Annotated in this window: 27 protein-coding genes; 12 read left to right on the forward strand and 15 right to left on the reverse strand. The window is 72.2% G+C overall.

All coding sequences use genetic code 11. The annotated features are described in order from the left end of the window. Nucleotides 1–76: 76 nt before the first annotated feature. The 5 genes from ACWG52_RS25905 to ACWG52_RS25925 all read right to left on the reverse strand — a co-directional run bounded on the left by ACWG52_RS25905 (nucleotide 77) and on the right by ACWG52_RS25925 (nucleotide 5,579). Nucleotides 77–901 (reverse strand): hypothetical protein, encoded by an 825-nt coding sequence (locus ACWG52_RS25905; RefSeq protein WP_390166933.1) that lies wholly within the window; start codon nucleotides 899–901, stop codon nucleotides 77–79. A 153-nt stretch (nucleotides 902–1,054) separates the two neighbouring features. Continuing rightward, complete coding sequence (locus tag ACWG52_RS25910; protein WP_389818107.1) at nucleotides 1,055–2,059, reverse strand: N-acetylmuramoyl-L-alanine amidase; 1,005 nt, start codon at nucleotides 2,057–2,059, stop codon at nucleotides 1,055–1,057. Between the two features lie 107 nt (nucleotides 2,060–2,166). After that, nucleotides 2,167–2,784, reverse strand: a complete 618-nt coding sequence (locus ACWG52_RS25915) for a hypothetical protein (protein WP_389818110.1) — start codon at nucleotides 2,782–2,784, stop codon at nucleotides 2,167–2,169. Nucleotides 2,785–2,996: 212 nt separating this feature from the next. Then, nucleotides 2,997–3,641 (reverse strand): class I SAM-dependent methyltransferase, encoded by a 645-nt coding sequence (locus ACWG52_RS25920; RefSeq protein ID WP_389818113.1) that lies wholly within the window; start codon nucleotides 3,639–3,641, stop codon nucleotides 2,997–2,999. A gap of 96 nt (nucleotides 3,642–3,737) precedes the next feature. After that, on the reverse strand, nucleotides 3,738–5,579 hold the full coding sequence (locus ACWG52_RS25925) for a protein kinase domain-containing protein (RefSeq protein WP_453126078.1): 1,842 nt from the start codon (nucleotides 5,577–5,579) through the stop codon (nucleotides 3,738–3,740). A 194-nt stretch (nucleotides 5,580–5,773) separates the two neighbouring features. Between ACWG52_RS25925 and ACWG52_RS25930 the strand changes: the two genes are divergently transcribed. From ACWG52_RS25930 to ACWG52_RS25940, 3 genes are read left to right on the forward strand one after another with little or no spacing between them, the layout of a single operon-like run. Next, on the forward strand, nucleotides 5,774–6,622 hold the full coding sequence (locus ACWG52_RS25930; RefSeq protein ID WP_390166931.1) for a helix-turn-helix domain-containing protein: 849 nt from the start codon (nucleotides 5,774–5,776) through the stop codon (nucleotides 6,620–6,622). Beyond that, entirely contained in the window at nucleotides 6,582–6,848 is a 267-nt protein-coding gene (locus tag ACWG52_RS25935) for a DUF397 domain-containing protein (RefSeq protein ID WP_389818122.1), read from the forward strand. Before ACWG52_RS25930 ends, ACWG52_RS25935 begins: the two co-directional genes overlap by 41 nt. Before the next feature lie 34 nt (nucleotides 6,849–6,882). After that, nucleotides 6,883–8,511 (forward strand): serine/threonine-protein kinase, encoded by a 1,629-nt coding sequence (locus ACWG52_RS25940; protein ID WP_389818125.1) that lies wholly within the window; start codon nucleotides 6,883–6,885, stop codon nucleotides 8,509–8,511. A 7-nt stretch (nucleotides 8,512–8,518) separates the two neighbouring features. On the opposite strand, the gene ACWG52_RS25945 is transcribed toward ACWG52_RS25940, so the two are convergent. The 5 genes from ACWG52_RS25945 to ACWG52_RS25965 all read right to left on the reverse strand — a co-directional run bounded on the left by ACWG52_RS25945 (nucleotide 8,519) and on the right by ACWG52_RS25965 (nucleotide 11,967). Then, on the reverse strand, nucleotides 8,519–9,193 hold the full coding sequence (locus ACWG52_RS25945) for a DNA alkylation repair protein (protein WP_389818128.1): 675 nt from the start codon (nucleotides 9,191–9,193) through the stop codon (nucleotides 8,519–8,521). 102 nt (nucleotides 9,194–9,295) lie between these two features. After that, nucleotides 9,296–9,649 (reverse strand): hypothetical protein, encoded by a 354-nt coding sequence (locus ACWG52_RS25950; protein ID WP_453126081.1) that lies wholly within the window; start codon nucleotides 9,647–9,649, stop codon nucleotides 9,296–9,298. A gap of 122 nt (nucleotides 9,650–9,771) precedes the next feature. Beyond that, nucleotides 9,772–10,641: a hypothetical protein gene (locus tag ACWG52_RS25955; RefSeq protein WP_390140176.1), complete on the reverse strand. Its 870-nt coding sequence runs from the start codon at nucleotides 10,639–10,641 to the stop codon at nucleotides 9,772–9,774. A 118-nt stretch (nucleotides 10,642–10,759) separates the two neighbouring features. Continuing rightward, nucleotides 10,760–11,137, reverse strand: a complete 378-nt coding sequence (locus tag ACWG52_RS25960; RefSeq protein ID WP_389818136.1) for a peptidase inhibitor family I36 protein — start codon at nucleotides 11,135–11,137, stop codon at nucleotides 10,760–10,762. A gap of 206 nt (nucleotides 11,138–11,343) precedes the next feature. Next, nucleotides 11,344–11,967 (reverse strand): histidine phosphatase family protein, encoded by a 624-nt coding sequence (locus ACWG52_RS25965; RefSeq protein ID WP_389818139.1) that lies wholly within the window; start codon nucleotides 11,965–11,967, stop codon nucleotides 11,344–11,346. A 132-nt stretch (nucleotides 11,968–12,099) separates the two neighbouring features. Between ACWG52_RS25965 and ACWG52_RS25970 the strand changes: the two genes are divergently transcribed. From ACWG52_RS25970 to ACWG52_RS25980, 3 genes are all read left to right on the forward strand, one after another. Then, entirely contained in the window at nucleotides 12,100–14,232 is a 2,133-nt protein-coding gene (locus ACWG52_RS25970) for an acyl-CoA dehydrogenase (protein WP_389818142.1), read from the forward strand. A gap of 171 nt (nucleotides 14,233–14,403) precedes the next feature. After that, nucleotides 14,404–15,594, forward strand: coding sequence for a lipid-transfer protein (locus ACWG52_RS25975; RefSeq protein ID WP_389818145.1), 1,191 nt, complete (start codon nucleotides 14,404–14,406; stop codon nucleotides 15,592–15,594). Between the two features lie 44 nt (nucleotides 15,595–15,638). Next, nucleotides 15,639–16,154, forward strand: a complete 516-nt coding sequence (locus tag ACWG52_RS25980) for a YcxB family protein (RefSeq protein ID WP_390140180.1) — start codon at nucleotides 15,639–15,641, stop codon at nucleotides 16,152–16,154. Nucleotides 16,155–16,280: 126 nt separating this feature from the next. Here the strand turns inward: ACWG52_RS25980 and ACWG52_RS25985 are convergent, their stop codons facing one another. From ACWG52_RS25985 to ACWG52_RS26000, 4 genes are all read right to left on the reverse strand, one after another. Further along, nucleotides 16,281–16,712, reverse strand: a complete 432-nt coding sequence (locus ACWG52_RS25985) for a hypothetical protein (RefSeq protein ID WP_389818150.1) — start codon at nucleotides 16,710–16,712, stop codon at nucleotides 16,281–16,283. Between the two features lie 129 nt (nucleotides 16,713–16,841). Beyond that, nucleotides 16,842–17,111, reverse strand: coding sequence for a hypothetical protein (locus ACWG52_RS25990; protein WP_033227011.1), 270 nt, complete (start codon nucleotides 17,109–17,111; stop codon nucleotides 16,842–16,844). Then, nucleotides 17,098–17,658, reverse strand: a complete 561-nt coding sequence (locus ACWG52_RS25995) for an RNA polymerase sigma factor (protein ID WP_389818153.1) — start codon at nucleotides 17,656–17,658, stop codon at nucleotides 17,098–17,100. The genes ACWG52_RS25990 and ACWG52_RS25995 overlap by 14 nt, the downstream gene beginning before the upstream one ends. 179 nt (nucleotides 17,659–17,837) lie before the next feature. Then, nucleotides 17,838–18,191 (reverse strand): response regulator transcription factor, encoded by a 354-nt coding sequence (locus tag ACWG52_RS26000; RefSeq protein ID WP_078909768.1) that lies wholly within the window; start codon nucleotides 18,189–18,191, stop codon nucleotides 17,838–17,840. Between the two features lie 286 nt (nucleotides 18,192–18,477). Between ACWG52_RS26000 and ACWG52_RS26005 the strand changes: the two genes are divergently transcribed. The 3 genes from ACWG52_RS26005 to ACWG52_RS26015 all read left to right on the forward strand — a co-directional run bounded on the left by ACWG52_RS26005 (nucleotide 18,478) and on the right by ACWG52_RS26015 (nucleotide 21,468). Continuing rightward, on the forward strand, nucleotides 18,478–19,332 hold the full coding sequence (locus tag ACWG52_RS26005; protein WP_389818156.1) for a MaoC/PaaZ C-terminal domain-containing protein: 855 nt from the start codon (nucleotides 18,478–18,480) through the stop codon (nucleotides 19,330–19,332). Between the two features lie 84 nt (nucleotides 19,333–19,416). Next, nucleotides 19,417–20,493 (forward strand): Zn-dependent alcohol dehydrogenase, encoded by a 1,077-nt coding sequence (locus tag ACWG52_RS26010; RefSeq protein WP_389818159.1) that lies wholly within the window; start codon nucleotides 19,417–19,419, stop codon nucleotides 20,491–20,493. 33 nt (nucleotides 20,494–20,526) lie between these two features. Next, nucleotides 20,527–21,468, forward strand: a complete 942-nt coding sequence (locus ACWG52_RS26015) for a 3-oxoacyl-ACP reductase (protein WP_389818160.1) — start codon at nucleotides 20,527–20,529, stop codon at nucleotides 21,466–21,468. A 91-nt stretch (nucleotides 21,469–21,559) separates the two neighbouring features. Here the strand turns inward: ACWG52_RS26015 and ACWG52_RS26020 are convergent, their stop codons facing one another. Then, the gene (locus ACWG52_RS26020; RefSeq protein WP_389818163.1) at nucleotides 21,560–22,636 is read right to left on the reverse strand and encodes a hypothetical protein; all 1,077 of its coding nucleotides are present in this window, start codon (nucleotides 22,634–22,636) and stop codon (nucleotides 21,560–21,562) included. A 292-nt stretch (nucleotides 22,637–22,928) separates the two neighbouring features. Between ACWG52_RS26020 and ACWG52_RS26025 the strand changes: the two genes are divergently transcribed. The 3 genes from ACWG52_RS26025 to ACWG52_RS26035 are packed head-to-tail and all read left to right on the forward strand — an operon-like array spanning nucleotide 22,929 to nucleotide 25,863. Then, nucleotides 22,929–23,789, forward strand: a complete 861-nt coding sequence (locus ACWG52_RS26025; protein ID WP_375944166.1) for a Nif3-like dinuclear metal center hexameric protein — start codon at nucleotides 22,929–22,931, stop codon at nucleotides 23,787–23,789. Continuing rightward, on the forward strand, nucleotides 23,786–24,529 hold the full coding sequence (locus ACWG52_RS26030; protein WP_375944191.1) for a zinc ribbon domain-containing protein: 744 nt from the start codon (nucleotides 23,786–23,788) through the stop codon (nucleotides 24,527–24,529). Before ACWG52_RS26025 ends, ACWG52_RS26030 begins: the two co-directional genes overlap by 4 nt. Continuing rightward, the gene (locus ACWG52_RS26035) at nucleotides 24,529–25,863 is read left to right on the forward strand and encodes a bifunctional RNase H/acid phosphatase (RefSeq protein WP_390166922.1); all 1,335 of its coding nucleotides are present in this window, start codon (nucleotides 24,529–24,531) and stop codon (nucleotides 25,861–25,863) included. The genes ACWG52_RS26030 and ACWG52_RS26035 overlap by 1 nt, the downstream gene beginning before the upstream one ends. Nucleotides 25,864–26,294 lie beyond the last annotated feature (431 nt).

Genomic DNA, 26,294 nt, shown 5'->3' on the forward strand with positions numbered 1-26,294 from the left:
AGGCGTCAGGTGACTGTAGGGCAACGGCCCCCCACCCGGAAGGGCGGGGGGCCGTCGGCCTGGGTCCGGGTGGCGGTCAGCCGCGCTGGATGCCCGAGGTGTCGTTCAGGACGCCGCGGCGGCCGTCCTGGGTCTGGGCGATCAGGGTGGCGGTGCCACGCTGCTCGACGGCCAGGTACCAGGTGCCCGGGGCGAGTTCGGCGATCGGGGTCGGCGAGCCGTCCTCCGCGTACAGGGGGCGGGCGACCGGCACCGCGAACCAGAACGGGGTGAAGTCCGCCGCCGGGGTCGGCGCCGGGGCCGGGGTGTGCTGCGCGTCCTGCGGGCCGGGACCCGGGTTCGGGGTCCCGCCGTACGGCGGGACCGGCTGCGGGGTGGCGCCGTACGGGGTCTGCTGCGCACCCGGGTAGCCGTAGCCGGCGCCCGGCTGGGGCTGGCCCGGCTGGCCGCCGTACGGCGGGACCGCGGCGGGGCGCGGTTCCGGGACGAGCTGGCCGGCCAGCGCCGGGATCTTCGCGCCGGCCAGGGCGACACCGGCCAGGGCGAGCGTGGCGATGAAGGCGAGGATGGCGCCGGCGCCCAGGTCGAGCACGTCAGGGCACGCGATGAGGCCCCACAGTGCCGACCAGGCGGCGGAGACGGCGAGGACCGTGCCCCACGCCGTGAGCGGCAGGCCGAGCACCTTGCGCTCCGGCTGGAAGCGGGCCCCGATGAGCAGACCGGCGGCGATGAAGCCGATCAGGAAGACGGTCGGGAGCGTCAGGTGGTTGGAATCGAGGTCCCACGCACTCGGCCGGTCGACACCGGTCGCGGAGTAGTAGTCGAGGAACGAGGCGATGAACAGCAGCGCCGCTGCTCCGATCACCACGCCGTCGCCTCGAGTGAGGGAGCGGATGTTCACGTCTCAGGTGTCCTTCTCGGTCTCGGTCGTCGTCTCGTGGTGCCACGGTCGCAGAGCGTGTCTGCAGCAGGGCGGGCGGCACCATGGTACGGAGGTTTCCGACGGCCGAGATGATCGGGTCGGCGGGTGGTCCCGCCGGACTCCCGGGAGGACCTACCCGCCGAGGAAGCCGACGATGCCGTCCGCGATGCCCTGGGCCGCCTTCTGCCGCCACTCCGGACTCGTCAGTTGCGCCGCGTCCTTGGCGTCACGCATGTTGCCGCATTCGATGAACACCTTGGGCTGGGTTGACAGGTTCAGTCCGCCCAGATCGTCGCGCACCACCAATCCGGTTCCGCCGCCGAGGTAGTTGGCGGGGGCGGAGCCGGTGGTGCGGGCGAAGTTCCCGGCGATCCGCTCCCCGAGCTGCCGGGACGGTTCGACGATCTTCGCGGTGTCGGCGGCGCCGCTCTTGACCTTGGCCGGGAGGATGATGTGGAAGCCGCGGTTGCCCGCCGAGACCCCGTCGGCGTGGACGGACACGACGGCGTCGGCCTTCGCCTCGTTGCCGATGCGGGCACGCTCGGTGATGCAGGGACCCCACGGGCGGTCGGCCTGGTGGGTGAGGACCACCTTGGCGCCCTGGGCCTCCAGGGCGGTCCGCAGACGCAGGGAGACGTCGAGGGTGAAGTCCGCCTCCTTGTAGCCGGCGTTGGTGGTGGTGCCGGTGGTGTCGCATTCCTTGCGGTTCGTACCGATGTCGACCTGCTGGTCGATCTCCTCGGTGTGCTCGAAGTTCCCGACGTTGTGGCCGGGGTCGACGACCACGGTCCTGCCGGCGAGCGGGCCCTTGGCGGGTGCGGGTGCCGGGGCGGCCGCGGGGCTGCTCGTACTCGCGCTGGGGCTCGTGGTCGCGCTCTCGCCGGCGGTGGAGCCCGGCTTCGCGTCCCGCTGGCCCGGCGAGAGGGTCGAGTGCGAGGCGGGCAGCGGCGCCGAGTGGGACGGCCCGTCGGACCCGGACCCGGCGGCGAACGCCTGGGTCAGCACCCAGCCCGCCAGAGCGGCCGGTGCCAGCGCGGCGACCCCGACGACGAGCGTGGAGCGTCGGGTGAACCAGGGCCGGTGCGGGTCGATGGACGAGCCGGACTCGGGGGGCGGGGGGCTGTTGTCGTTGCGCACGCCGCGATGCTAGACCCGCCTGCCGGCCTCCGTCCGGACCGTAGGCCATCCGAAGGCGTGGTGCGATTGTCTGCCTGGCGTTCATCGGGTCGGATGACCGGTCGCCCTCAGTTCGAGGTCTGGCTCTCGCGCCTGCGCGCCGAGCGCGCCCACTGCCACGCCGTGTGCCCCACGAGAGCCAGGGCGACGAGGACGGCGAGCACGCGGATCGTGCCCCAGGTCACGTCACCGAAGGCCGCGTTGCCCGCTTCCACTTTCAGGCGTTCGGATGTCTCGACAAAGGCGATCAGCGGAACAAGGAGACGGAAGGGAAGCCCACCGATCCCGGGGATCCGCGCCAGATTCCCGAAGAGACCCAGAGGGACGCCGAAAAGAAAAGCGGCCAATCCCCAGGCGAGCATTCCCGGCGAGACGCCTTCCGCTTCCAAGCCGTCGGCCGACATTCCGATCGGGGCGACGGGACTCAGCCACTTGAGCGTGTAGTAGACGACCACGCCGATGGCCAGTGCCGAAGAGGCCACCACAGCGGACTCGATCTTCGATCGCCGGGTGTACCCGACGAGGAAGGCCAGGCACGCCCACGACCACCCCCCGGCGAAGATCAGGCCCGTGATGTGGAAGACCGGGGTGTCGAACTTGCCCGAGATCGCGCCGAGCACGCCGATCAGCGCACCGGCGACAAGGGCTAAGAGTATGGAAATGGCGCGAGCGCGCGATGAATTCACGTCGGTCTTCCCTGTCTGCGAGCCGCCGGTGGACTGGTCGACAATCCCCCCGGGTTCCGTACCGGCGATCGCGCGGGAACCAGGGCGCCGAGATATCGGCGCTGGCAGCCTAAGGTCGCGCGCACGGTCGCGGGAAGCGGAAATCGAGCAATCCGGACCGGAACGGGCGCGACGAGCGACCGGGAGGACCCTCCCGTTCGCCGAACCGGACGTCAGACGCCGGCGCCCGTACGCCGCAGCACGCGCAGCGAGTCGGTGACGGAGACCTCCTCGAAGGCGCCGGAGGCCAGCGCCCGCAGATAGATGCGGTACGGCGCCTGGCCGCCGTCGGCCGGATCCGGGAAGACATCGTGGATCACGAGCGTGCCGCCCACCGCGACGTGCGGCGCCCACCCCTCGTAGTCGCCGGTCGCGTGCTCGTCGGTGTGACCACCGTCGATGAAGACGAAGCCGAGCTTGCCGCCCCAGGTGGCCGCGACCTGCGGGGACCGGCCGACGATCGCGATCACGTGGTCCTCCAGCCCGGCCTTGTGCAGGGTCCGGCGGAAGGTCGGCAGGGTGTCCATCAGCCCGACCTCCGGGTCCACGACCGTCGGGTCGTGGTACTCCCAGCCCGGCTGCTGCTCCTCGCTGCCCCGGTGGTGGTCGACGGTGATCGCCGCCACGCCGGCCTCACGGGCGGCGTCGGCGAGCAGGATGGTGGAGCGGCCGCAGTACGTGCCGACCTCCAGCAGCGGCAGCCCGAGCGCGCCGGCCGTGGTGGCCGCCTCGTACAGGGCGAGACCCTCCCGCACGGGCATGAACCCCTTGGCGGCCTCGAAGGCGGCGAGGGTCTCCGGCTTGGGCTGGGCGGCCATGCTGTTCCTCCTGCTGAGCGGGGTGTGGCGGCCCATGCTGCCTTACCCGCCGGTAGGGCGCTACGGCCGGGGCACGCTCGTACGCCGCCCCTCCGGTCAGCGGCCGAACAGCCGGGACAGACCACCCGCCCCGCCGGCCCCCTCCGCACGCCGCTGCTCCCGTACGGCACGCCGGAAGTCCGCCCGGGTGTCGGAGACCTCCTGGGCCAGGTCCTGCATGCCGGGGAGGAAGGGGAGACGGTGCAGCAACGCGTTCATGTGCGCCAGCGCGGCCGCCGGATCGCCCGCCTCGCCGATCGTGCGGAGCACGCGGTGGGCCACCTTCGGATCGCCGCGCTCGGCGAGTTCGGCGAGGTTCGGGAAGAGTCGCCAGTACAGGAGCGCGGCGCCGGCGATGTCACCGACCAGCCAGGCGTCGTGGGCCAGCCTGCGCCGCACGTCCAGCAGGACGGGACTGTCGGCGGTCAGGGCCCATTCCAGGTCGGGCAGCAGCGGCCCCAGCCAGGCCCGCTCGCTCAGCGCGCGCTCCCGGCCGCGCGCGTCCCACTGGCCGTCACGGGCGTGTGCGCCCCGGTGCATGGCCGACGCGAGGTGGTAGCGGGCGGTCAGCGTGACCAGGGCGTGCGTGCCGAACACCCGCGTCGCCTGCTCGACGAGCTCGCGCAGCTCACGCTCGTGCCGGCGACCGTCCCCGGACCCGAAGGCCGCCGCCTCACCGACCCAGGCGGCGCGCCCGGTGATCGTGTCCGGGTGCTCCAGTCCCAGGACCCGCACCATGCGCGGCAGCAGGCGCTCCAGATCGATCGTCCTGGACGGCCCGGCGACCCGCATCACGCGGTGGTAGGCGGCCCGCACCGTCAGCGGGTCCTGCGCGCCGAGTTCCTCGGTCAGGTCGTCGGTCAGCATGCGCAGCCGCTCCACGACGTCGGCCGGTTCGTCCTCCACCAGCTGCGTCAGCCTGCGCTCCAGCATCGCGCGGACCGGATCGGCGGCCGCGGTGTGCACGGTGGGGGCGTACGACGGCGGGGGCGGGAAGGAGACCGCCGGTGGAGCGGGTTCGGGCGCGGGCGAGGTTACGGGCTCGGGGGTCTCGCTCCGGGCGATCTCCGCCAGCCGCCGGGACACCTCGGCCGCGTCCGCCGGCCGGTCCGCCGGATCCTTCGCGAGCAGCTCCAGCACGAGGGAGTCCAGCGCGGCGGGCAGCTCCGCGCGCAGCGAACTCGGCGCGGGTGGCGCGGTCGTGAGGTGCTGGGCGAGCAGCTCGTGCATCTCGCGGGCGGCGAAGGGGCGGGTGCCGGTCAGCAGTTCCATCAGGACGCAGCCCAGGGCGTACAGGTCGGCCCGCCCGTCGACGGGCACGCCGTTCGCCCCTCCGGTCCACCGCTCGGGGGCCATGTACGGGAAGGAGCCGATGACCATGCCGGTGGCCGTCAGCCCCGTCGTGGTGGTGGCGCCGCCGCTGCCGCTCCCGGCCTTGGCGATACCGAAGTCGAGCACCTTCGTCAGCCCGCCGTCGGTGACCATCACATTGGCGGGCTTCACGTCCCGGTGGACGATCCCGGCGGCGTGGGCCGCCCCCAGCGCGTCCGCGATGCGCCCGGCCCACTCCAGGGCGTCCGCGAGCGGCGGTACGCCGGCTTCCAGCACGTCGGCCAGGCTGTGGCCCCGGAGCAGCTCCATGACGAGGTAGACGGCGTCGCGCCCCTCGCGCTCAGTGCGGCCGAAGTCGTGGATGGTGGCGATGTTGGGGTGCGCGAGGTTCCCGGCGAGGCTGGCCTCCCGCTCGAAGCGGCGGGTGTCCTCCGGCGTCTGCGGATATCCGATCTTGACCGCGACCTGTCGGCCCACCCGGCTGTCCTCGGCCCGCCACACCTCGCCGAAGCCTCCTCGACCGAGCAACTCGGCCAGCGCGTACCGGTCTTCGATCACTTCCCGCACGTGCCAGGCCCCCGTCACACAAGATCAGTTCGGCAGAGCATTATCCCCGCCCGTGGGGTGGACCGGCAGCCGATCGCTTCTGACCGACCGTGACCGAGTGCGTGATTCACCCCACCGGAAAGCACCCGGCTGACTACGCTCGGCTACAGGGCGAAACGAACGCCGAACAGCGTGAACTTGGGGGTGACCACCTCATGGTCAAGATTCGCGAGCTCGATCCCAGCGCCTCGCCGCTGGACTACTACGGGTACGAACTGCGGCGGCTGCGGGAGCAGGCGGGCCTGAAGCAGGCGCAGTTGGGCGAGATCATCTTCTGTACGGGCTCCCTGATCGGCCAGATCGAGACGACGAAGCGGGTCCCGACCCGGGACTTCTCGGAGCGGGTGGACGCGGCGCTGGGCACGGGCGGGGTGTTCTCGCGACTGGTGGGCCTGGTGTTGCGGAGTGTGCTGCCGACCTGGTTCCAGCCGTATGCGGAGATGGAGGCCCGTGCCACCTATCTCTCCACCTATCAAGCGCAGTTGGTGGATGGACTGCTACAGACGGAGGCGTACGCGCGGGCGGTGTTGGGGGTATGGAGCGAGAGCGACCTCGACGCAAAGGTGGCCGCCCGAATGGAGCGCCAGCGGGTCCTTGACCGCGAGATTCCGCCGCTGATGTGGGTGGTGATGAGCGAGGCCGTGCTGCACCAGGAGATCGGCGGTCGAGAGATTATGCGGAATCAACTCGCCCACTTGCTGGAGTTGCAGAGGAGGGAGTGGGTCCAGGTGCAGATCCTGCCTTTTGAGGCGGGTGCCCATGCTGGGCAGCCAGGCTCGTTCAGCCTCATGCGGTTCGACGGTGACCCCGACATCGTCTACACCGAGGACTTCGTGCAGGGCCATATGACGGCCAATCCTCAGGCTCTCAGGGAAGGTTCGCTCCGTTACGATCACTTGCAGGCAGCCGCGCTCTCCGTGGAGGCATCGGCGGCCCGGATCGCCCGAGTAATGGAGGAACGCTATGGAGATCATCCAGAACCTGACGGGCGCACGATGGCGTAAGTCCTCGTACAGCTCCGACACCGGCGGCCAGTGCGTCGAGTGCGCGCCGCTCGGTGACACCGGCTGGCTCAAGGCCTCGTACAGCGGGGACACCGGCGGCGACTGCGTCGAGATCGCCGCGCAGCCGTGCCGTGTCGCCGTCCGGGACTCCAAGAACCCCGAAGGGCCCGTATTCACCGTCCACCCGGCCGCGTTCGAGGTCTTCGTGAGGTCGGTCTCGGTATGATCCGCTCCCTGACGACGGGGAGGGAGTCGGGGGGATGGAGCGCGTAGGACCGGCCGGTCCGACGCACGTAGGGCCGTTCAAGGTGGCCGGCGTGCTCGGGCAGGGTGGCATGGGGCGGGTACTGCTGTGCGCGGGGCCCGACGGGCGGCTCGTCGCCGTCAAGCAGGTGCTCGCGCACTTCGCCGACGACGAGGGCTTCCGGGCCCGTTTCCGGCGTGAGGTCACGGCCTCGCGGAAGGTCTCCGGTGCCTACACGGCTGCTGTGATGGACGCCGATGCGGACGCGCCGACGCCTTGGCTGGCCTCGGTGTTCGTGGCCGGGCCCTCGCTGGGCGCCGTGGTCAAGGCGGACGGGGTGCTGCCCGAGGACGTCGTCCACCGGATCGCGGCGGGGCTGGCCTCGGCCTTGGCGGAGATCCACCGGGCGGGACTGATCCACCGGGACCTCAAGCCCGACAACGTGCTCCTCACCGAGGACGGCGTGCGCGTCATCGACCTCGGTATCGCTCGGGCCACCGAGGCCGAGGCGGAGGGGGACACCGGGCTGACGCGTACCGGGTGGGTGATCGGTTCGCCGTCGTTCATGTCGCCCGAGCAGGCCGAGAGCAAGGCGCTGACGCCGGCGAGCGACGTGTTCTCGCTGGGCTCGTTGCTGGTCATGGCGTTCACCGGCAGCAGCCCCTTCGCCGGGGCCTCGACCCTGCGGACGCTCTACGACGTGGTGCACTCCACCCCCGACCTGAGCGCGGTACCGGTCGCCCTGCGGGGGATCGTGGAACGCTGCCTGGCCAAGGATCCGGCCGCCCGGCCCACGCCGGCGCAGCTGCTCGAACTCCTCGGGCCGGTCGCACCGGCCGGTCGGCAGTGGCCGCCCGCCGTGGACCGGATGCTGGCCGAGCAACGGGCCGCCATCGAAGGTCTGTTGTCGGGTGGGACGGCGGACGTGGCGGTGCCGCCGGAGCCGGAGCCGGATTTCGCTCCCGAGCCCGAGTCCGCGGGCGAGCCCGACGAGGGAGTTGAGCCTGCGGTCGAGGTAGAAGAGTCCGCCCCGCATCCCGTTCCTCCCCGGCCGGCGAGCCCGCCGACCGAGCCGTCGCCCACGCCACCCCGCGGGCGGTCGCGGACCGTGGCGCTGGTGGCCGCCGGGGTGCTGCTGGCGACGGGGGTCGGTGTGGGGGCGTACGCCCTGGACCGGAAGACGGAAGGTGTCGGTTCCGGTCCCGCCGCCTACACCGATGCACCGGCCTGTCCGGAGGCGACCCGGCACATCCCGCTGACCGGGCGGGATCCCCAGAAGGACTTCCACAGCGCGAAGGGCATCGAGGCGAAGACGATGTGCTCGTGGTACGAACCCACCACCGACAAGTGGATCGCGATGGTCCGGTGGGAGGTCAAGCGGGGCGGTGACGATGCCGCCAACGCGAAGCTCCAGCAGGGCGAGTTCGCCACGGAGGCCGCAGCCGGGAAACGGGTGAACAACGTCGGGCTCGGCGACGGGGCGTACTGGAGGACCGTCGACACCGAGTGGACCTGTGAGCTCGCCGTCCGCCACGGCAATCTGATCGTCAAGGTCGGCCTCGCCCAGACCGGTGCCTGCGAGCAGAAGGCCAAGGAGGTCGCCAAGGCCGCGCTGGCGGCCGCCCCCGCCAAGAAATCCCGGTGAGCCCCTCCTACCGCTTCTCCTCCTGCCGTCGCACCATCTCGGCGATCCAGGCGGGCGCGAACGGGGACGTGCAGTTCGGGGGAGTCGGGTAGTCCTTGAGGACCTCCAGGCGCTCGCCGATGTCGATGGCGCGGGCGCGGTACTCGGGGTGCTCGATGCCGATCTGGGCCAGGCAGTGGTTCATCGCCCACTGCAGCCGTTCCGGGGCGTCCTTCATGTCCGCCTCGACGGCATCGAGGAGTCCCGGGAGGTCGAGGCCGGCGGGCTTCTTCGCGACCCGGTCGGTGGTCAGCGCCCACCCGGCACTCGCGATCACCGGGTCGGGATCCGCGAACCAGGCCAGTCGCAGTTCCTCGACGTGCGGGCTCTTCTTCACGACGTAGTTCACCAGCCAGTCGTGCACCTTGGGGGTGCGGGCCTCGCGCAGCATGGTGTCCAGCTCGTCGCGCTCGAATGCCTTCGGGCGGCAGATCAGCAGCGCCAGCAGCCTGGCCGCGGTGTCCTCGGTCCTCCACAGGTCGCGCGCGAGGTCCTGCTGCGTCTTGAGGCGCTTGGCGACCGCGCGGAGCTTGGTGAGGTTCACGCCGTGATCGTCACCGTGCCGCTCGTTGACCTCCCGCATCCGCGGGTCCTCCAGCGCCGCCAGCTCGGCCATGACCTCCTCGACCGTCGTCCCGGTCATCGCGGCCTCCTGCCCGTCGTGGATGGGTTCCGGCCAGCCTATGGCCCCGCGCACCGGACGTGCCGGTTCGCGGGGCCACGGCCGGCGGTTCGGTGACCCGCCTCAGCGGAATTCGTGGGTGACCTGGATCTCGCCGACGATGTGGGCGTTGAAGTCGTCCAGCTCCTCGGCCGGGACCCAGAGCTCCAGGATGGTGCGCCCGCCCGCCTGCTGGACGGGGTAGCGGCTCAGGAACTCCGTGTCGCCCTCGAAGCGGGTGACGAAGCCGACGCCGCTGTGCTTCACGTTCCAGTCCCGGGCGATCCTGATCGCGTAGTCCTCGTTGAGGACCGGGTAGAAGATCGGCTGCTCGGGCAGTCGGGGCGGCCACGCACGCCAGTTCAGCTCCCGCACCAGTGCCAGTTCCTCGGGGCCGGTCGGGCGCCACAGGGTCGTCGTGGTCCGGGGGCCGGTCATGTGCGTCGCTCTCTGTACGGGTCCGCCGGTACGGCGGGTCGGGGGACCGGACGATACCGGCACCGCGAACCGGGCGGCCACGCGATTTCCGCGCCGCCGGTCACGAGCTCCTGCTCCTACTCCTACTGTGCGGCCGCGGCTTTCGCGGCGGCCATGGTCTTCTGTTTGGCGGCCAGCGGCTCCGCCAGGACGCTCTTGTTGGTTTCGATCGCGAACCTCTGGTATTCGCCCTCGGCGTCGGACCAGATGCCGACCAGGTTCACCTTCTGCTTGCACAGGACGTCGGCGAGTGCCACTTCCTTCTCGTGGGTGCCGGCGGTCGCGGAGCTGAATTCCTTGTCGTTGATCGCGGCGAGCGGATCGGGGTAGGTGTGACCGGATTCCTTCATGCAGGCCGACCACGCCTCGGTCGCTTTCACCACAGCGGGAGCCTTCTGGGACTTCAGGTAGCTTTCCATGTTGAGCTTCTGGGGAAGGGCCAGGGCTCCCTGCAGATCTGCCTCGTGGAGTTCCCGCTGCGCCTGCCCCGCGCACCCGCCTTCCGGTACCGGGACGCCGTTGTGCGTGGTTGCTTCGCCCGTGACGAGCGGCATGATCGCCGATGGGTAGTCTTCGGCCGTTTTCGCCATGTCTGGCACGTGGTATCCGTGTTGCTTCGCGAGTTCCGCGTCGGCCAGGCCGTAGCGTCGCTCGTTCGTTTCGATATCGGCGTTCTCCCGCGCCCTGGGGGTGTACGGGGCGCCCAATCCGCCCAGGCATCGCCGCATGAGGGAATCGCGGGCGCGGGCGAGTTCGCCCGCGTCGGTCGTCGTCAGCAGGTAATCGTCCAGCGGCAGCCTGAGCGCCTTGCTGTCGGCGAGCCGGTGCGCCGAGGTCGGGCCCGGGGTCGCGGCGGGGGCAGCGGGGGCGGCGGGGTCGGCCGTGCACGCCGACAGGAGCGGGAGCAGGAGTACCGCCATGCCGGCGCACGCGCGGGAGGAAAGGGTGGTCACGTTCACTGGATTCCTCTACGGATTCCTCTACGGATGCCTCTATGGGCGGCAGGAAAGGGTGCTCCGCGGCCACGGAAGGTGGTTGCGGAACACCCTTTCCCGGTCCAGGTGGCGATGCTCAGCAGATCATGTCCCGGACGGAGGCGTTGTTGTTGTACGTGTTCACGAGGTTCCGGGACGTGTGTGCATGAACGGTGTCGTACGGGCCGGCATAGTTCGAGTTGTAGTAGACCCGGTAACAGTAGTTCGAGGCGTTCTGGGTCGACGCGGCATTGTTCTTCACCAGCTCGCCCTCACCATTGGCCCAGGTGGTGAATATCTCCCCGGCGAGATTGGGTACGTCGCCGTCCGTGAACCAGCGGGCTCCGCCCTGGTTGGAGTTGTAGTAGAGGCAGAAAAAGCCGGTCTGGCAGGCGTACGCGTTGGCCGGGGTGGCCATTCCGATCGTGACGCCGGCCGCGGCGGCCAAGAGTGCCAGGGTCCGCTTCATGCGCATGATTCATCCCCCTACGTCGTGGTGCTCTCGCCGACGCCGAAACGGGCGCGACGAAGGGGAGTCGATTCCCGAGAACGGCACGCTCGGACCCGGGCCGGCCGTGTCGGTGCCGACTATAGTGAACGGTCCATTGGTACTCAACAGCCTGCATATAAGCCCGAGTTGAGGTGATTGGGTTTGGCGGACCCTGCTACCGGGGGGTGCGCTCAGATGTGCAATTCGGGCGGAAAGCCGGTCCATCGCAGCTCATTCGGCAGATGCCGCATGTCGTTGGAGAACAGGACGGAGGCGGGCCGGTCGGGCGCGTACCGGATGACCGTCAGGGCGGCATTGGAATGATTCAAGCCGAGCCAGCGCCATTTCGGCGCGAACATGGCGTCCCGAACGAGCCAGGCGACCAGGAAGTTGTGCGTGACGACCAGCTCGTGCCGATCCTCGTCGCCGTCCACCGGCCCGGTGAACCGGTCCATCGCCCGGCGGGCCAGCCCGGGCCCTTGCTCCCGCTCCTCGGCGGAGGCGCCTGCGAGGAAGTTCAGGAACAAGTCCGCCGATCCCGCCGGGAGTTCCTCGCGGCTCGGCAGGTACGGGACGTAGTCGCCGGCCTCTTCCGAGCGGTGCAGGGGGACGCCCGTGAGCTGGTCGCCGATCAGGCGTGCCGTCTGCTCCGCCCGGGGCAGCGGGCCGTGGTGGACGGCCGTGAGCGGGACGCCTTGGAGGCGTCGGCCCAGCAGGACGGCCTGCCGGCGGCCGTTCTCGGTGAGCCCGCTCTCGTCCGGCAGCGCCTCGCCGTGGCGGACGAGGTAGAGGTATCGGGTGGCCGTGCCGGACATGCCTGACTCCTTCGAACCGGTGATCGATCTTGTGCATCGATGGACGTCGACCCTTCCGGCGCCGGTTCCCGCCTCCGACTCACCCATCATCTGACCTTCCGTCAGATTGGAACGTGTTCTAGTCTGCCGCGCATGGGCATCGGAATCACGCAGGAGCAGCGGGAGTTGGCCGAGGCGGTGCGCGGCTGGGTCGCGCGGGCCGTGCCTCCCGAAGAGGTCCGCAAGCTGCTCGACACCCCGCCGCAGACCGGGGCGCGGCCCGCCCACTGGGACGCGCTGACCGCACAGGGGCTCCTCGACCCGCACCTGGACGGCGGCACCCTCCTCGACCTGGCCGTCGTCGTCGAAGAGGCCGCCCGGGCCGCGCTGCCCGGGGCGTACCTGCCGAGCGCGCTGGCCTCCGTCCTGCTGGAGCGTGCCGGCGCCGCGCCCCTCGAAGGCCGGGTCGGGGCGGTCGCGCTCGGGCCCGGGACCGTGACCGCCGTCGCCGTCGAGGGCGGCGGGTACCTGCTCGACGGACTCGCCCCGCCCGTGCTCGGCGCCGGCGAGGCCGACCTGGTGCTGCTCGCCGCCGAGGCCGCGCACGGCACCCGCTGGTTCGCCGTGGACGCCGCCGCGCTGGACATCCGTACGCACGAGAGCGCCGACCCCACCCGCCCCACCGCCGAGGTGCGGGCGCGCGGGGTCACCACCGCCCCGGACCGGCTGCTGGACCTGGACGCGGCCCTGGTCCGCGACCTGGCCTGCACGCTCTTCGCCGCCGACGCCTGCGGCACGGCAGCCTGGGCCCTGCACACGGCCGCCGCCTACGCGAAGGTGCGCGAACAGTTCGGCCGGCCCATCGGGCAGTTCCAGGGCGTCAAGCACCTGTGCGCCGACATGCTCGTCCGGCTGGAACAGGCCCGGGCGCTGGCCTGGGACGCCGCGCAGGCCATGGACGAGCCCGCCGAGGTGCGCTCGATGGTGGCCGCGCTCGCCGCCGGGACCGCCCTGGACGCCGCCTACACCTGCGCCAAGGACTGCGTCCAGATCCTCGGCGGGATCGGCTTCACCTGGGAGCACGACGCCCACGTCTACCTGCGGCGGGCTCTCGTGGCCCGCCAGCTGCTCGGGCCCGGCGACGGGCACCGGGTCCGGGCCGTGCGCTGCGCGGCGGGCGGTGCGCGGCGCGAGCTGCGCCTGGAACTCCCGGTGGAAGCCGAGACGTACCGCGCGAAGGCCCGGACCGCCATCGCGGACGCGCGCGGACTCGATCCGGCCACCGCGCGCCGGATCCTGGCCCCCACCGGCTACGCGGCCCCCTACCTGCCGCCCCCGTACGGGCTCGGCGCGGGCCCCGTCGAGCAGCTCGTCGTCCAGCAGGAGCTGGCCGCGGCCGGGGTCAAGGTCGCCGACCTCGGGATCGCCACCTGGGTGGTGCCCTCGCTGCTCGCCTACGGGACACAGGCGCAGCGGGAGGCCTACCTCCTGCCGACCCTGCGCGGCGACGTCACCTGGTGCCAGCTCTTCTCGGAGCCGGGCGCGGGCTCCGACCTGGCCTCGCTGCGGACCCGGGCGGAGCGGCGGGAGGACGGCTCCTGGCGGGTCAACGGCCAGAAGGTGTGGACGAGTTCCGCGCACAGCGCCGACTTCGGGATCCTGCTGGCCCGTACCGACCCGGCCGCGCCCAAGCACAAGGGTCTCGGCTACTTCGTCGTCGACATGAAGAACACCCCCGGCATCGACATCCGGCCGCTGAAGGAGATCACCGGCGAGGCCCTCTTCAACGAGGTGTACTTCGACGACGTGGACCTCCCGGCGGACGCCCTGGTGGGCGCGGCCGACGGCGGCTGGAAGGTGGCCCGCAACACCCTCGGCAACGAACGCGTCCACATGGCCGACCAGATGACCTTCGACACCGGTCTGGAGGCCCTGATCGCGCGCGCCGACGACCTCGACGGCACCTACCGGGCGCGGATCGGCGCACTCGCCGCCGAGGCGCACGCCCTGGCCTGCATCGGGCTGCGCACCACGCTCCAGCAGGTGTCGGGGCTGGAGCCGGGCGCGGGCGCCTCCGTACGCAAGCTCGTCCAGACCCCGCACCAGCAACGGACCGCCGAGCTCGCGCTCGAACTGCTGGGACCGGCGGGCGCGGTGCGGGAGGGGGCGGGGGAGCGGGCGGTGCACGGGATGCTCATGTCCCGCTGCCTGACCATCGCCGGGGGCACCACGCAGGTCCAGCTCAACGTCGTCGCCGAGCGGATCCTCGGCCTACCCAGGGACTAGGGGGTGTCTTGTCGATCAGGGCGGGCTCGCGGCGCCCGGCACCGTGCCTCGCCGCGTTGTCCTCGGTCGGCGACGCTCCGCGTCGCCTCCCTCGTCCGCCTTGCGATCCACGGCACCGGCCACCGCTCCCTGATCCACCCTGATCGACAAGACACCCCCTAGGAGTCGGACATGAAGTCGTACATCGTGGGCGTCGGCATGACGAAGTTCGAGAAGCCGGAGTCACGGGACTGGCAGTACTGGGACATGGTGCGGGAGGCCGGATCGGCGGCGCTCGCGGACGCGGGCGTGGACTACGGGCTGGTCGAACAGGTCCCGGTGGGCTACTGCTTCCAGGCCTCCACCGCCGGCCAGCGGGCCGCGTACGAACTGGGGCTCTCCGGGGTGCCGGTCTACAACGTCAACAACAACTGCGCGACGGGCTCGACCGCCCTGATGATGGCGCGGCAGTTCGTGCAGGGCGGCATCAGCGACTGCGTGCTGGCGCTGGGCTTCGAGAAGATGAAGCGCGGCGCGCTGGGCGGGGGCGCCGACGGCGGTGACTTCACGACCTCACCGGTGGCCCGGCACTACGGGATCATGGCCGCGGGCCACGGCTTCGAGATGTCCCCGCCCACGGCGCAGATCTTCGGCAACGCGGCGCGCGAGCACATGGAGCGGTACGGGACCACGGCCGCGCAGCTCGCGGCGGTCGGCGCGAAGAACCACCGGCACTCGGCGAACAACCCGAACGCGCAGTTCCAGGACGTGTACTCGGTCGAGGAGATCCTGGCGGCGAAGGAGATCCACGCGCCGCTGACGAAGCTCCAGTGCTCGCCGACCTCGGACGGCGCCGCGGCGGCGCTGGTGGTGTCCGAGCGGTTCGTGGTGCGACACGGGCTGCACCACAAGGCCGTGGAGATCGTCGGCCAGGCGATGACGACGGACACCGAGGCCTCCTTCGCCTCGGGCTCCTGCATCGACGTGGTCGGCAAACCGATGACGGCGGCCGCGGCCCGGCAGGCGTACGAGGCCTCGGGGCTCGGCATCGAGGACGTGGACGTGGTGGAGCTGCACGACTGCTTCTCGATCAACGAGCTGCTGACCTACGAGGCGCTCGGCATGTGCGGGGACGGCTCGGCCGGGAAACTGGTGGAGTCGGGCGCGACCACCTACGGCGGGCGGTGGGTGGTGAACCCCTCCGGCGGGCTGATCTCCAAGGGCCATCCGCTGGGGGCGACCGGGCTGGCGCAGGCGGCGGAGCTGGTCTGGCAGCTACGGGGCGAGGCCGGGCCGCGGCAGGTCGCGGGGGCGCGGGTGGGGCTGGCGCACAACATCGGGTTGGGCGGCGCGGCGGTGGTGACGATGCTGCGGCGGGGCTGAAACGCGCTTTCGGCCGTGGGGGCGGAGCGTTAGGCTCCGCCCCCGTGAGCGAGATACGTGAGGTGTCCTTCAGCGCCACCGGCAGCGTGACCAGGGACGAGTACGACGAGGCCGCCAAGGCGGCGGGGCTGTTCCGGCGGGGCCGGATGGTGGGCGCCCTCGGTACGGTCCTGCTCGCCTCGGCGGGCCTGTCGCTGTCCTCGGACGGTCTCACCCTGCACCCCGTCCCCCTCGGGATCGCGGCGGCGTACGGCCTCCTCGCGCTGCTGGTGCTGCCGCGGTGGGCGGTGGCCCGGGGCTTCCGCAACGGCAGGGCCGCCGAGGAGAAGCGGGTCGTGGTGGACGGTACGGGCATCGAGGTGTTCCGGGGCGAGGAGTCGCAGCGGATCGTCTGGGACGAGATGCGCTACTACCACGAGACGCCCCGGCTGCACGTGTTCGTGGGCCGATCGCGCCGCCGGACGTGCCTCGTGGTGCTGCCCAAGCGGCTGTTCACCGCCCCGGGCGAGAGCGAACTCCTCGCCGCCTTCGGACACGAGCAGGCCGGCGACGGCTCCTAGGCAGTCTCTCCAGGATCCTGCCGCCCCGGCCCCGGCCCCGCCCCGGCCCCGCCCCCGCCCCGGCCCCGCCCCCGCCCCGGCCCCGCCCCCGCCCCGGCTCTCGGCCCCGGCCCGCCCCACGCCCGGTCAGAGCTTCTCGATGTCCTTGTGCTTCACCTCGGCCGAGTCGGAGTGGTAGGCGGCCAGGCGCACCTTGAGCGGGTGGCCGACCGGCGCCTTGACGATCCTGTCGGGGTACTCGCCCAGGCCGCCGCCGCTGCAGGAGGGCTCGCTGGTCAGGCTGCTCCAGCCGGTGGGGCTGTGCGGGTCGTTCCAGTCCAGCCAGGCGCAGTCGCGATCGTTGCCGGTGACGTGCACCGAGATGATCCTGACCGCGTTCACCGCGCCGTCGACGCGCTCGTAGGCCACCGACCCGGTGCTGTGGTGGAAGCCGTTGCCGGCGTCCAGGGGGACCACCAGGAGCGGCCCGGCCGGCGTGTCGGCGGTGGCCGGGACCGCTCCCGCGGCGAGGGTCGCGACCACGAGCGCGGCGGCGGTGGACAGGGCGGATACGCGCATGATTCCGTCTCCCCGGAAGTAGGTTGAGGGAGCCTCATCCTGCTCCGGTACGCGCTTGAGCGCTGCGGCGGATTCCGCCGAAATCGGTGGCCGGGACGGAATGCTCGCGCCCCTGTCCGCAGGCCCGGATCAGCGGGCCGCCACCTTCAGTTCGCAGCGGTCGTCCGTGCACTCCCGTTGCAGGCGGCCCCGGGAGAGCGTCTGGGCCAGCCCGATCGCCCAGCACATCGGGCAGCCGCGCAGCGCCAGCAGACCGACCGGGGCGAGGGCCAGGGTGATCGGGCCGTAGAGCGGGAGGAGGGCGACGGAGCCGGCCAGGGCGCCGAGGCCGATCGCGCCGCGGACCAGGTGTCGGGGCAGGGTGGAGCTCGCGAAGTCGGGGCCGTCAGTGATCGGCATCGTCGCCTCCAGGAGTCGGGTAAAGGGTGTGCCGAAGGGCCGCGCGGGCCCGATGCAGCCGTGATTTCATCGCGGCGGGGCTGAGCCCGAGCGCGTGCGCGGCCATGCGGCCGCTGTAGCCCTGGATGTCCCGCATGATCAGCACCCGCCGCTGGTCGACGGGGAGGGCGGCGATCGCCCGCGCCACCCGGGCGGCCTCCAGGCGTTCCAACACCTCGTCCTCGGCCGACATCACCGCTTCGCCGGTGTCCGGCAGCGGAGTGCGCTCGCGCGGCAGCAGCCGGGCCCGGCGCAGGCACTCGTTGCGGACGATGCGGAACATCCACGAGGCCAGGGCGCCGGACGCGCGCAGCATGCCGATCCGCCGGTAGAGGATGATCAGCGCCTCCTGGGCCGCGTCCTCGGCGTCCTCGGGGGAGGCGCACAGCGAGTACGCGAACTTCCGCACGTTCGGGTGCGATCCGGAGACCAGCGCGGTGACCGCGTCGAGGTCCCCGCGCTGCGCTGCGACGATCAGCGGCTCGGCCGGCCAGGTCGACTCAGCCACGGGAACGGCTCCGTCGGCGTGCCACGAGGACGGTGCAGGTGCAGAGCAGGAGCAGGACGACGGCGCCCACGGCGACAAGAGTGATCACGACAACCTCCAGGTCAGGTGCCGATCTCGGCGTCGGCACATGCATAAGAGGCATGGGCACCGCGAAAGGATTCGCAGGAATCCGATCGAGTTCATCCCAGGGCCGGGTCCACCACCGTCTCGCCCGTCGAGGCGCGCCGGACGCAGTCTGCCAGGTCCCCGATCGGGCCGTCCCGCAGCACCAGCCCCACCGCGCCGGCGGCGAGGGCGGCCTCCGCGAGGCCGGGGTGCGCCGAGCCCGTCAGGACCAGCACCCGGCACTCCGGATCGTCGGCCAGCAGGGCGGTGACGGCCGCGAGCTCCTCCACCAGGGCCACCGCGGGCCGGGCCATGGGGTCCCGGACCACCTCGATGTCCGGCTGGAGGCCGAGCTGGAGCGCCAGGGCCGGATTCGGCGGCTCCAGCAGGACGCGCAGGGCGCGGACCTCACGGTGGTCAACAGGCATTTCTTCCACGCGGGCAGGGTATTGCCCCGCCCCCGGTCGGGCGCGCAACACGCCCCGCACGCAGTGAATCTGACGTCAAGTCAAGACTCTTCCCAAGTGTGGGGGTGTGCGTTATACATTCCCTCACCGGCCGGGCCTAGAACGCGTTCTAGAACCGGCCCCCGCATGCGACCTCGGTGCGGCCGACGGTGCGGACGGCCGCACCGAGGTCTTCCACGGCTCTTCCACAGCTTCGCCCCGGCTCTTCCACGGCCCCGGTTCTCCAACGACAGGGAGCAGCATCCCCATGCCGATCGATGCCGCCAAGGCCCTCGCCGCCGACCCCCGCCTGGGGGACATCGGCTGGGACCACAAGGACATCCAGCTCTACCACCTCGGCCTCGGCGCGGGCCGGCCGGCCACCGACCCGGACGAGCTGCGCTACACCCTCGAATCCAAGCTCCACGTCCTGCCCAGCTTCGCGACCGTCGCCGGCGCCGGGATGGCGATGATGGGCGGCCTCGCCGCCCCCGGGATCGACATCAACCTCGCCCACGTGCTGCACGGCGGCCAGTCGATCGAGCTGCACCGGCCCATCCCGGTCAAGGGCCGGGCCACCTCGACCGCCAGGGTCGCGGCCCTCTACGACAAGGGCAAGGCCGCTGTCGTCGTCCTGCGCACCGAGGTCGCCGACGCCGACGGGCCCCTGTGGACGAGCGACGCGCAGATCTTCGTCCGGGGCGAGGGCGGGTTCGGCGGCGAGCGCGGTCCCTCCGTGCGGGAGGAACTGCCCGAGCGCGCCCCGGACCGCGTCGAGGAGCGGCACATCCGTGAGGACCAGGCGCTCCTCTACCGCCTCTCCGGCGACTGGAACCCGCTGCACGCCGATCCCGAGTTCGCCAAGACGGCCGGCTTCGACCAGCCGATCCTGCACGGCCTGTGCTCGTACGGGATGACCCTCAAGGCCGTCGTCGACACGGCCCTGGGTGGGGACGTCTCCCGGGTCCGCGCCTACCGCACGCGCTTCGCCGGGATCGTCTTCCCGGGCGAGACGCTGCGCATCCGGATGTGGCGGGAGCCCGGCCGGGTCCTGGTGTCGGTGACCGCCGTCGAACGGGACGACGCGCCGGTCCTCGCCGACACCGTCGTCGAGCACGCGTAGCCACGAGCACGCGTAGCCACGAGCACGCGCAACCGCGAGTACGAGAACCAGACCGTACGAGTACGAGACCCAAGGAGCCGCACCGTGCGCGCAGCACTGCAGAGCGAGATCGGCCAGGACAAGCTCGAAGTCGTCGACGACATGGAGGCCGTGGGCCTCGGCCCGGGCAAGGTGAAGATCCGGATCAAGGCCACCGGACTGTGCCACTCGGACCTCTCCGCGATGAGCGGCGTCCTGCCGCAGCCCGCCCCCTTCATCCCCGGCCACGAGGGCTCCGGGGTGATCTCCGACGTCGGTGACGGGGTCACCACCCTCAAGCAGGGCGACCGGGTCCTCGTCTGCTGGCTGCCGCCGTGCGGCCACTGTCCGTCCTGCAAGCGCGGCCAAGGCCACCTGTGCCTGGCGAGCCTGGTCAACGCGGGCACCCCCAACTTCCGTCGCGCGGGTGGTGACATCTTCGGCTTCGCCGCGACCGGCACCTTCGCCGAGGAGCTCGTGGTCGACGCCGCGTGCGCCGTCCCGATCCCCGACGACGTGCCCTTCGACATCGCCGCGCTGATCGGCTGCGGGGTCACCACCGGCCTCGGCGCGGCCATCAACACCGCCAAGGTGGAGGCCGGATCCTCGGTCGCCGTCATCGGGTGCGGGGGCGTCGGCATCTCCGTCATCCAGGGCGCCAAGGTCCAGGGCGCGGCCCAGATCATCGCCGTCGACCCGGTGGAGTCGCGGCGCGAGGCGGCCCTGCGGTTCGGGGCCACCGAGGCCGTGGCCCCCGAGGCCTTCGACGACGCCAAGAACCGGATCACCGGCGGCGAGGGCTTCGACTACGTCTTCGAGGTCGTCGGCAAGTCCACCACCGCGCAGACCGCCTACAAGATGACCCGCCGCGGCGGCAGCGTGGTGATCGTCGGCGCCGGCGCGATGGACGACAACTACCAGATCGACATGTTCTCGCTCTTCTTCGACGAGAAGAAGATCCTGCCGTCGATGTACGGCGGCGGAGACGTGCTCCGCTCCTACGAGCGCACCATCGCCCTGTGGCGGGCCGGCCGGGTGGACCTGGCGAGCCTCATCACGCACCGGGTGCAGCTCGCCGAGATCAACGACGCGCTCGACCAGATGCGTACGGGCGTGGCCCTGCGCACCTGCATCGAACTCTGACCCGCTCCGAGACCTGCGAGAGGAACGCTACGGATGTCACTCCCACTTGAGGGGCTCTCCGCCATCGTGACGGGCGCGGGCCGCGGGCTCGGCCGGGCCGAGGCGATCGAGCTCGCCCGGCTCGGCGCGAGCGTGGTCGTCAACGACTTCGGCCAGAGCGGCCGGGACGGCTCCGGGGAGGCCTCGGCCGCCCCGGCGGAGGAGGTCGCCGCGGAGATCCGCGCCGCGGGCGGTCGGGCCGTGGCGCACCTGGGTGACGTGGCCGACTTCGAACAGGCCCGGGAGCTGATCGAGCTGGCGGTGTCCCGCTTCGGGAAGCTGGACATCCTGGTCAACAACGCGGGCATCCTGCGCGACCGGATGGTCTTCTCGATGTCGGAGGAGGAGTGGGACTCGGTGATCCGGGTCCACCTCAAGGGCCACTTCAACACCACCCACTTCGCCTCCGTGCACTGGCGCGAGCGGTCGAAGGCGGCCGGCGGCCCGGTCTACGGCCGGATCGTCAACACCTCCTCCGAAGCCTTCCTCGGCGGCTCGGCCGGTCAGCCGAACTACGCGGCGGCCAAGGGCGGCATCGTCGGCCTGACCACCTCCACCGCCCTGGCGCTCGCCAAGTACGGGGTGACGGCCAACGCCATCTGCCCGCGGGCCCGTACCCGGATGACCGAGGACGTCTTCGCCGGCTTCGCCGTCCCGGAGGAGGGCAAGCTGGACGCCCTCGCCCCCGAGCACGTCTCACCGCTCGTCGGCTACCTGGCCTCGCCCGCCTCCGCCCAGGCCAACGGCCAACTGTTCGTCGTGCACGGCGGGATCGTGGCCGTCATGGAGCGCCCGAGGGTGGCCGCCAAGTTCGACACGGCCAAGGAGTCCTTCTCCTACGAGGAGCTCGACGAACTCCTGACCCCGCACTACGCGTCCCGCCCGGCGAACGAGACCTTCGCCGCGACGGAGGTCCTGGGCCTCAAGCACGCCTGAGCCCGCCCACGGCGACCGCCCCTTGCCCCCTGCCTCCTGCCCCTAGGGCCTGTCTTTCGGATCATGCCGGGCCCGATCCGAAAGACAGGCCCTAGCGCCCCGCCAGCGGTGCCTGCTGGAGCGGGACCGGGCGGGGGGCGGTCGGCGTGGGCGGTTCCAGGACCACCGGCGGGGGAGGCGAGGCCGGCAGGTCCAGGCCGACCATCCCGCAGGACACCTCGGGGGTCGCGTACGGGAGGTGCAGGCGGCCCTGCGCGCTCCACAGGCCGCTCCCGCCGAGCCAGCCCGTCGGGGCGGCGAGCCGGAAGACCTGCCGGTCGGCGGGCCGCCACAGCCCGATGTCGCCCTCGGGCAGCCGCAGCGCCACCCCGCAGGTCTCCGGCATCAGGGACTGGCCGGGCTGGACCGCGAACGGCCGGGCCTCACCCGTTCGGGCCAGGCACTCCGGGAAGCGGACGGGCAGGGAGCTGCCGAGCACGCCCCAGCCCAGGCGTGCGGTGCCCGGGGCGTCGGAGCGGATCAGCAGCAGGCCGCTGTCCGGGTCGGCCAGCAGCAGCCGGTCGTCGCTGTCCTCGGTGATCTGCAGCAGCGGGGACACCCCGGCGCTCGCCAGGTCCACGGCGACGGCCTTGGTGATGCCCTCCAGCTCGCGGTCCAGGGCCAGCAGCCGGCCCGCCCGGTCCAGCCAGACGCCGCCCGAGCACCGTCCCGGGATCCGGGCGACGGGCCGCGGCCCCGACGGGTCCCCGGTCACCTGCCAGACCGTGGTCACGGTGTCCTCCGCGGCCAGGGCGAAGGCACCGGTACCGGCCGGGCACGGCGGGAGCAGGCGCACCCGTACGCCCTCGCGCACCTCCACCCCGCCCAGCTGGAGCTCGCCGGTGCTCGGCCCGGTCTCGGCTCCCGTCGGGTACAACAGTGCGAAGGCGTGCCGCTCCGCCACCCGCCGGTGGATCAGCACCCGCCCGTCGGCCAGCGGCAGCACCTCGCTGTCCGCCTCCTCGGGCTGCGCGAGCGGCAGCGGTACCGCGTACGCCTCGGGCCCGGCGAGGGTCCAACGCTCCGCGTAGAGGGCGTCGCCCTCCCCGGCCAGCCGGGCGGCGTACGACCCGTCCGCGGCGATGGTGAACGCGGTCGTGGTCGTCATTTCGATGGCACAGACAGTCATCCGTGGTCACCTCCGGGGGGGAAGCTAGTTTTCGGGCATCACGGCGAACAACACCACCAACACCGCTTCACACATACGGGTGTCCGGTCGGCGATTCGCGCGTGGCGGACGAGGCGTTTGTGCTCGTCGGCATCGGGGCGGGGCCCGCGGCCGGTCCGGGACGAGGACCGCGGCAGGCACGGGGCGGGACGGTGGACAGAAATGTTCCGGTATGTCCGGCCCGTGGGGTGGGGGCCTCGTCCGGCAGGGCTGTCCTGACCGGGACGGTCGCCCCGGACGGTAGCCTTGGCCCGTGCCCCGTCTCTCTGAAGTCATCGCCGCGCTGGACGCTCTCTGGCCCCCCTCGCGGGCCGAGCAGTGGGATGCCGTCGGAACCGTCTGCGGCGACCCGGACGCCGAGGTCACCCGGGTCCTGTTCGCCGTGGACCCCGTTCAGGAGATCGCCGACGAGGCGGTGAAGCTGGGTGCCGATCTGATCATCACCCACCACCCCCTCTACCTGCGCGGCACCACCACCGTGGAGGCCGGCACCTTCAAGGGCCGCGTCGTGCACACGCTGATCAAGAACGACATCGCGCTGCACGTCGCCCACACCAACGCCGACACCGCCGACCCGGGTGTCTCCGACGCCCTCGCCGGCGCCCTCGACCTGCGGATCACCGGCCCGCTCGTGCCCGACCCGACCGATCCGGAAGGCCGCCGCGGCCTCGGCCGGATCTGCGAACTGGACCACCCCGAGACCCTGCGCGAGTTCGCGGCCCGCGCCGCGGCCTGGCTGCCTCCGACCGCCCAAGGCATCCGCGTGGCCGGCGACCCGGACATGCCGGTCCGCCGCATCGCCGTCAGCGGCGGCTCCGGCGACAGCCTCTTCGAGCAGGTCCGCGCCGCCGGTGTGGACGTCTTCCTGACCGCCGACCTGCGTCACCACCCGGTGTCCGAGGCCCGCGAGACGAGCCGCCCGCTCGCCCTCGTCGACGCCGCGCACTGGGCCACCGAGTGGCCCTGGTGCGAGCAGGCGGCCGCGCAGCTCGACGCCATCTCCGAGCGCCACGGCTGGGGTCTGCGGACCCACGTCTCGCACACGGTCACCGACCCTTGGACGGCCCACGCGCCGTCCGTCACACCCCCTTCTATCTCTGGAGCCCCCAACTGAACGCCGAGCCCGCCGACCAGATCCGACTTCTCGACGTCCAGGCCCTGGACGTCCGGCTGTCTCAGCTCGCCCACAAGCGCAAGTCGCTGCCCGAGCACGCCGAGCTCGACTCGCTCACCAAGGACCTGGCGCAGCAGCGCGACCTGCTCGTCGCCGCCCAGACCCAGGCGAGCGACACCGCGCGCGAGCAGACCAAGGCGGAGCAGGACGTGGACCAGGTGCGCCAGCGCGCCGTCCGCGACCAGCAGCGGCTCGACTCGGGCGTGGGCATCTCGGCCCGGGACCTGGCGAACCTGCAGAGCGAGGTCGTCTCCCTCGCCAAGCGCCAGGGTGACCTGGAGGACGTGGTCCTGGAGGTCATGGAGCGTCTGGAGGGTGCGCAGGAGCGCGTCACCGAGCTGACCGAGCGCGTCACGGCCCTGGAGGCCAAGGCCGCCGACGCCACCGCGCGCCGTGACGCGGCGACCGCCGAGATCGACACCGAGGTCGCGAAGGTCACCAAGGACCGCGAGGTCATCGTCGCGTCCATGCCGACCGACCTGATGGCGCTGTACGAGAAGATCCGCGTCAAGCAGGGCGGGGTCGGCGCCGCGCGCCTCTACCAGCGCCGCTGCGAGGGCTGCCGGCTGGAGCTCGACATGGCCGAGGTCAACGAGATCAAGGCCGCGGCCCGCGACCAGGTCGTCCGTCACGAGAACTGCGGCCGCATCCTGGTCCGCACGGCCGACTCGGGCATCTGATGCCGCGCTTCGTCGTGGAGGCGGACGGCGGGTCCCGGGGCAACCCGGGGCCGGCCGGCTACGGCGCGGTGGTGCTCGACCCGGCGACGGGCGAGACGCTGGCCGAGCGCGCGGAGTACATCGGTGTCGCGACGAACAACGTGGCCGAGTACAAGGGCCTGATCGCCGGGCTCGCGGCGGCCCGTGAGCTCGCCTCCGACGCGCAGGTCCTGGTCCGGATGGACTCGAAGCTGGTCGTCGAGCAGATGTCGGGCCGCTGGAAGATCAAGCACCCGGACATGAAGCCGCTCGCCGCCGAGGCCGCGCGGATCCTGCCGCGCGCCCAGGTGACGTACGAGTGGATCCCGCGCGAGCAGAACAAGCACGCGGACCGGCTCGCGAACGAGGCGATGGACGCGGGCAAGCGCGGCCGGCAGTGGGAGCCGTCGGCGTCCACGGCCGCCCTCGACCACGGTGCGGCGCGCGCCCTGGCCACCCCGCCGGCTCCGGTGGGTCCGCCCGGGGACGCGGCGAAGGGCGCCGCGGCCGTGCGCGCGGCCCTGGTCACCGCCTCCGCCTCCGCCCCTGCCGCCGCGGCCAAGGCCACGGCGGCCCAGGAGCTCGCGGACACGCTGTTCGCCGACGCCGAGGCCCTGACGGAGGCGATCGAGCCCTGCCTCGACGCCGACGCGCCGGCCGTCGCCGGCAGCCACGGCTGGGGCCCGGACATGGGGGCGCCGGCCACCTTCGTGCTGCTGCGGCACGGCGAGACCGCCCTCACCCCGCAGAAGCGCTTCTCCGGCAGCGGCGGCAGCGACCCCGAACTGTCCCCGGCGGGCCTGCGGCAGGCTGCCGCGGTCGCCGAGGCGCTGGCCGCCCGCGGCACCATCCAAACGATCATCAGCTCCCCGCTGCGCCGCTGCCGGGAGACCGCGCAGGCGGTCGCGGACCGGCTCGGCCTCACGGTGACGGTCGAAGAGGGCCTGCGTGAGGTGGACTTCGGGGCGTGGGAGGGTCTGACCTTCGCCGAGGTGCAGCAGCGCTTCCCGGACGACCTCCAGGCGTGGCTGGACTCCCCGAAGGCGGCCCCGACGGGCGGCGGCGAGAGCTTCCTGTCCGCCACCCGCCGGATCTCGGCGACCCGCGACCGCCTGCTGTCCGCGCACGCGGGCCGTACGGTCCTGCTGGTCACGCACGTGACCCCGGTCAAGATCCTGGTCCGCCTGGCCCTGGGCGCCCCGCCGGAAGCGCTGTTCCGCATGGAACTCTCGGCGGCCTCCCTGTCGGCGGTGGCCTACTACGCGGACGGCAACGCCTCGGTCCGCCTCCTGAACGACACGTCCCACCTGCGGTAGCCCTGGCGGGGTCCGATCCCGGTGCGGTGCCCTTGGCGGGGGGCCGGGCGGGGTCGGATCACGGTGTGGGCGGGTGCGCGGGGCCGGGCAGGGGTGTCTCCTCGGCTCGCGCGATGCGGGCGTGTCTCGGCTGTGGGCGGTGGTTGCGCGCTCGTCCTGCGGGGACACCCCTGCCCGTCCCCGCTCCCCACGCGTCGGGGCGGCTTCGGGGGGCACTGTCGAAGTCCTGCCGTGGGGCGGGGACACGGCGGAGTGTCCCCGCAGGACGAGCGCGCACCCCCGCGAACAGCCGAGATATGCCGAACCGCGCGAGCCGAGGAGACACTCCGGCGGGGCACCGACCCACACCACCCAGCCCCGCCGGCGTTTGAGGCGCGGGGTCCGGGGCCGAGCCCCGGCGGGGCCCGGGGCAGCGCCCCCGCAACGGCGCC

It is taken from the genome of Streptomyces sp. CLCI03, from assembly GCF_053615355.1.

What these genes read in the sequence shown, in the direction of transcription:
- ACWG52_RS25965 (WP_389818139.1), bottom strand. Translation starts at nt 11,967, where the DNA reads ATGTCCGGCACGGCCACCCGATACCTCTACCTCGTCCGCCACGGCGAG.
- ACWG52_RS25940 (WP_389818125.1), top strand. Translation starts at nt 6,883, where the DNA reads ATGGAGCGCGTAGGACCGGCCGGTCCGACGCACGTAGGGCCGTTCAAG.
- ACWG52_RS25960 (WP_389818136.1), bottom strand. Translation starts at nt 11,137, where the DNA reads ATGCGCATGAAGCGGACCCTGGCACTCTTGGCCGCCGCGGCCGGCGTC.
- ACWG52_RS25950 (WP_453126081.1), bottom strand. Translation starts at nt 9,649, where the DNA reads ATGACCGGCCCCCGGACCACGACGACCCTGTGGCGCCCGACCGGCCCC.
- ACWG52_RS25930 (WP_390166931.1), top strand. Translation starts at nt 5,774, where the DNA reads ATGGTCAAGATTCGCGAGCTCGATCCCAGCGCCTCGCCGCTGGACTAC.
- ACWG52_RS25985 (WP_389818150.1), bottom strand. Translation starts at nt 16,712, where the DNA reads ATGCGCGTATCCGCCCTGTCCACCGCCGCCGCGCTCGTGGTCGCGACC.
- ACWG52_RS26020 (WP_389818163.1), bottom strand. Translation starts at nt 22,636, where the DNA reads ATGACTGTCTGTGCCATCGAAATGACGACCACGACCGCGTTCACCATC.
- ACWG52_RS26005 (WP_389818156.1), top strand. Translation starts at nt 18,478, where the DNA reads ATGCCGATCGATGCCGCCAAGGCCCTCGCCGCCGACCCCCGCCTGGGG.
- ACWG52_RS26000 (WP_078909768.1), bottom strand. Translation starts at nt 18,191, where the DNA reads ATGCCTGTTGACCACCGTGAGGTCCGCGCCCTGCGCGTCCTGCTGGAG.
- ACWG52_RS25975 (WP_389818145.1), top strand. Translation starts at nt 14,404, where the DNA reads ATGAAGTCGTACATCGTGGGCGTCGGCATGACGAAGTTCGAGAAGCCG.
- ACWG52_RS25945 (WP_389818128.1), bottom strand. Translation starts at nt 9,193, where the DNA reads ATGACCGGGACGACGGTCGAGGAGGTCATGGCCGAGCTGGCGGCGCTG.
- ACWG52_RS25935 (WP_389818122.1), top strand. Translation starts at nt 6,582, where the DNA reads ATGGAGATCATCCAGAACCTGACGGGCGCACGATGGCGTAAGTCCTCG.
- ACWG52_RS25970 (WP_389818142.1), top strand. Translation starts at nt 12,100, where the DNA reads ATGGGCATCGGAATCACGCAGGAGCAGCGGGAGTTGGCCGAGGCGGTG.
- ACWG52_RS25990 (WP_033227011.1), bottom strand. Translation starts at nt 17,111, where the DNA reads ATGCCGATCACTGACGGCCCCGACTTCGCGAGCTCCACCCTGCCCCGA.
- ACWG52_RS26035 (WP_390166922.1), top strand. Translation starts at nt 24,529, where the DNA reads ATGCCGCGCTTCGTCGTGGAGGCGGACGGCGGGTCCCGGGGCAACCCG.
- ACWG52_RS25920 (WP_389818113.1), bottom strand. Translation starts at nt 3,641, where the DNA reads ATGGCCGCCCAGCCCAAGCCGGAGACCCTCGCCGCCTTCGAGGCCGCC.
- ACWG52_RS26015 (WP_389818160.1), top strand. Translation starts at nt 20,527, where the DNA reads ATGTCACTCCCACTTGAGGGGCTCTCCGCCATCGTGACGGGCGCGGGC.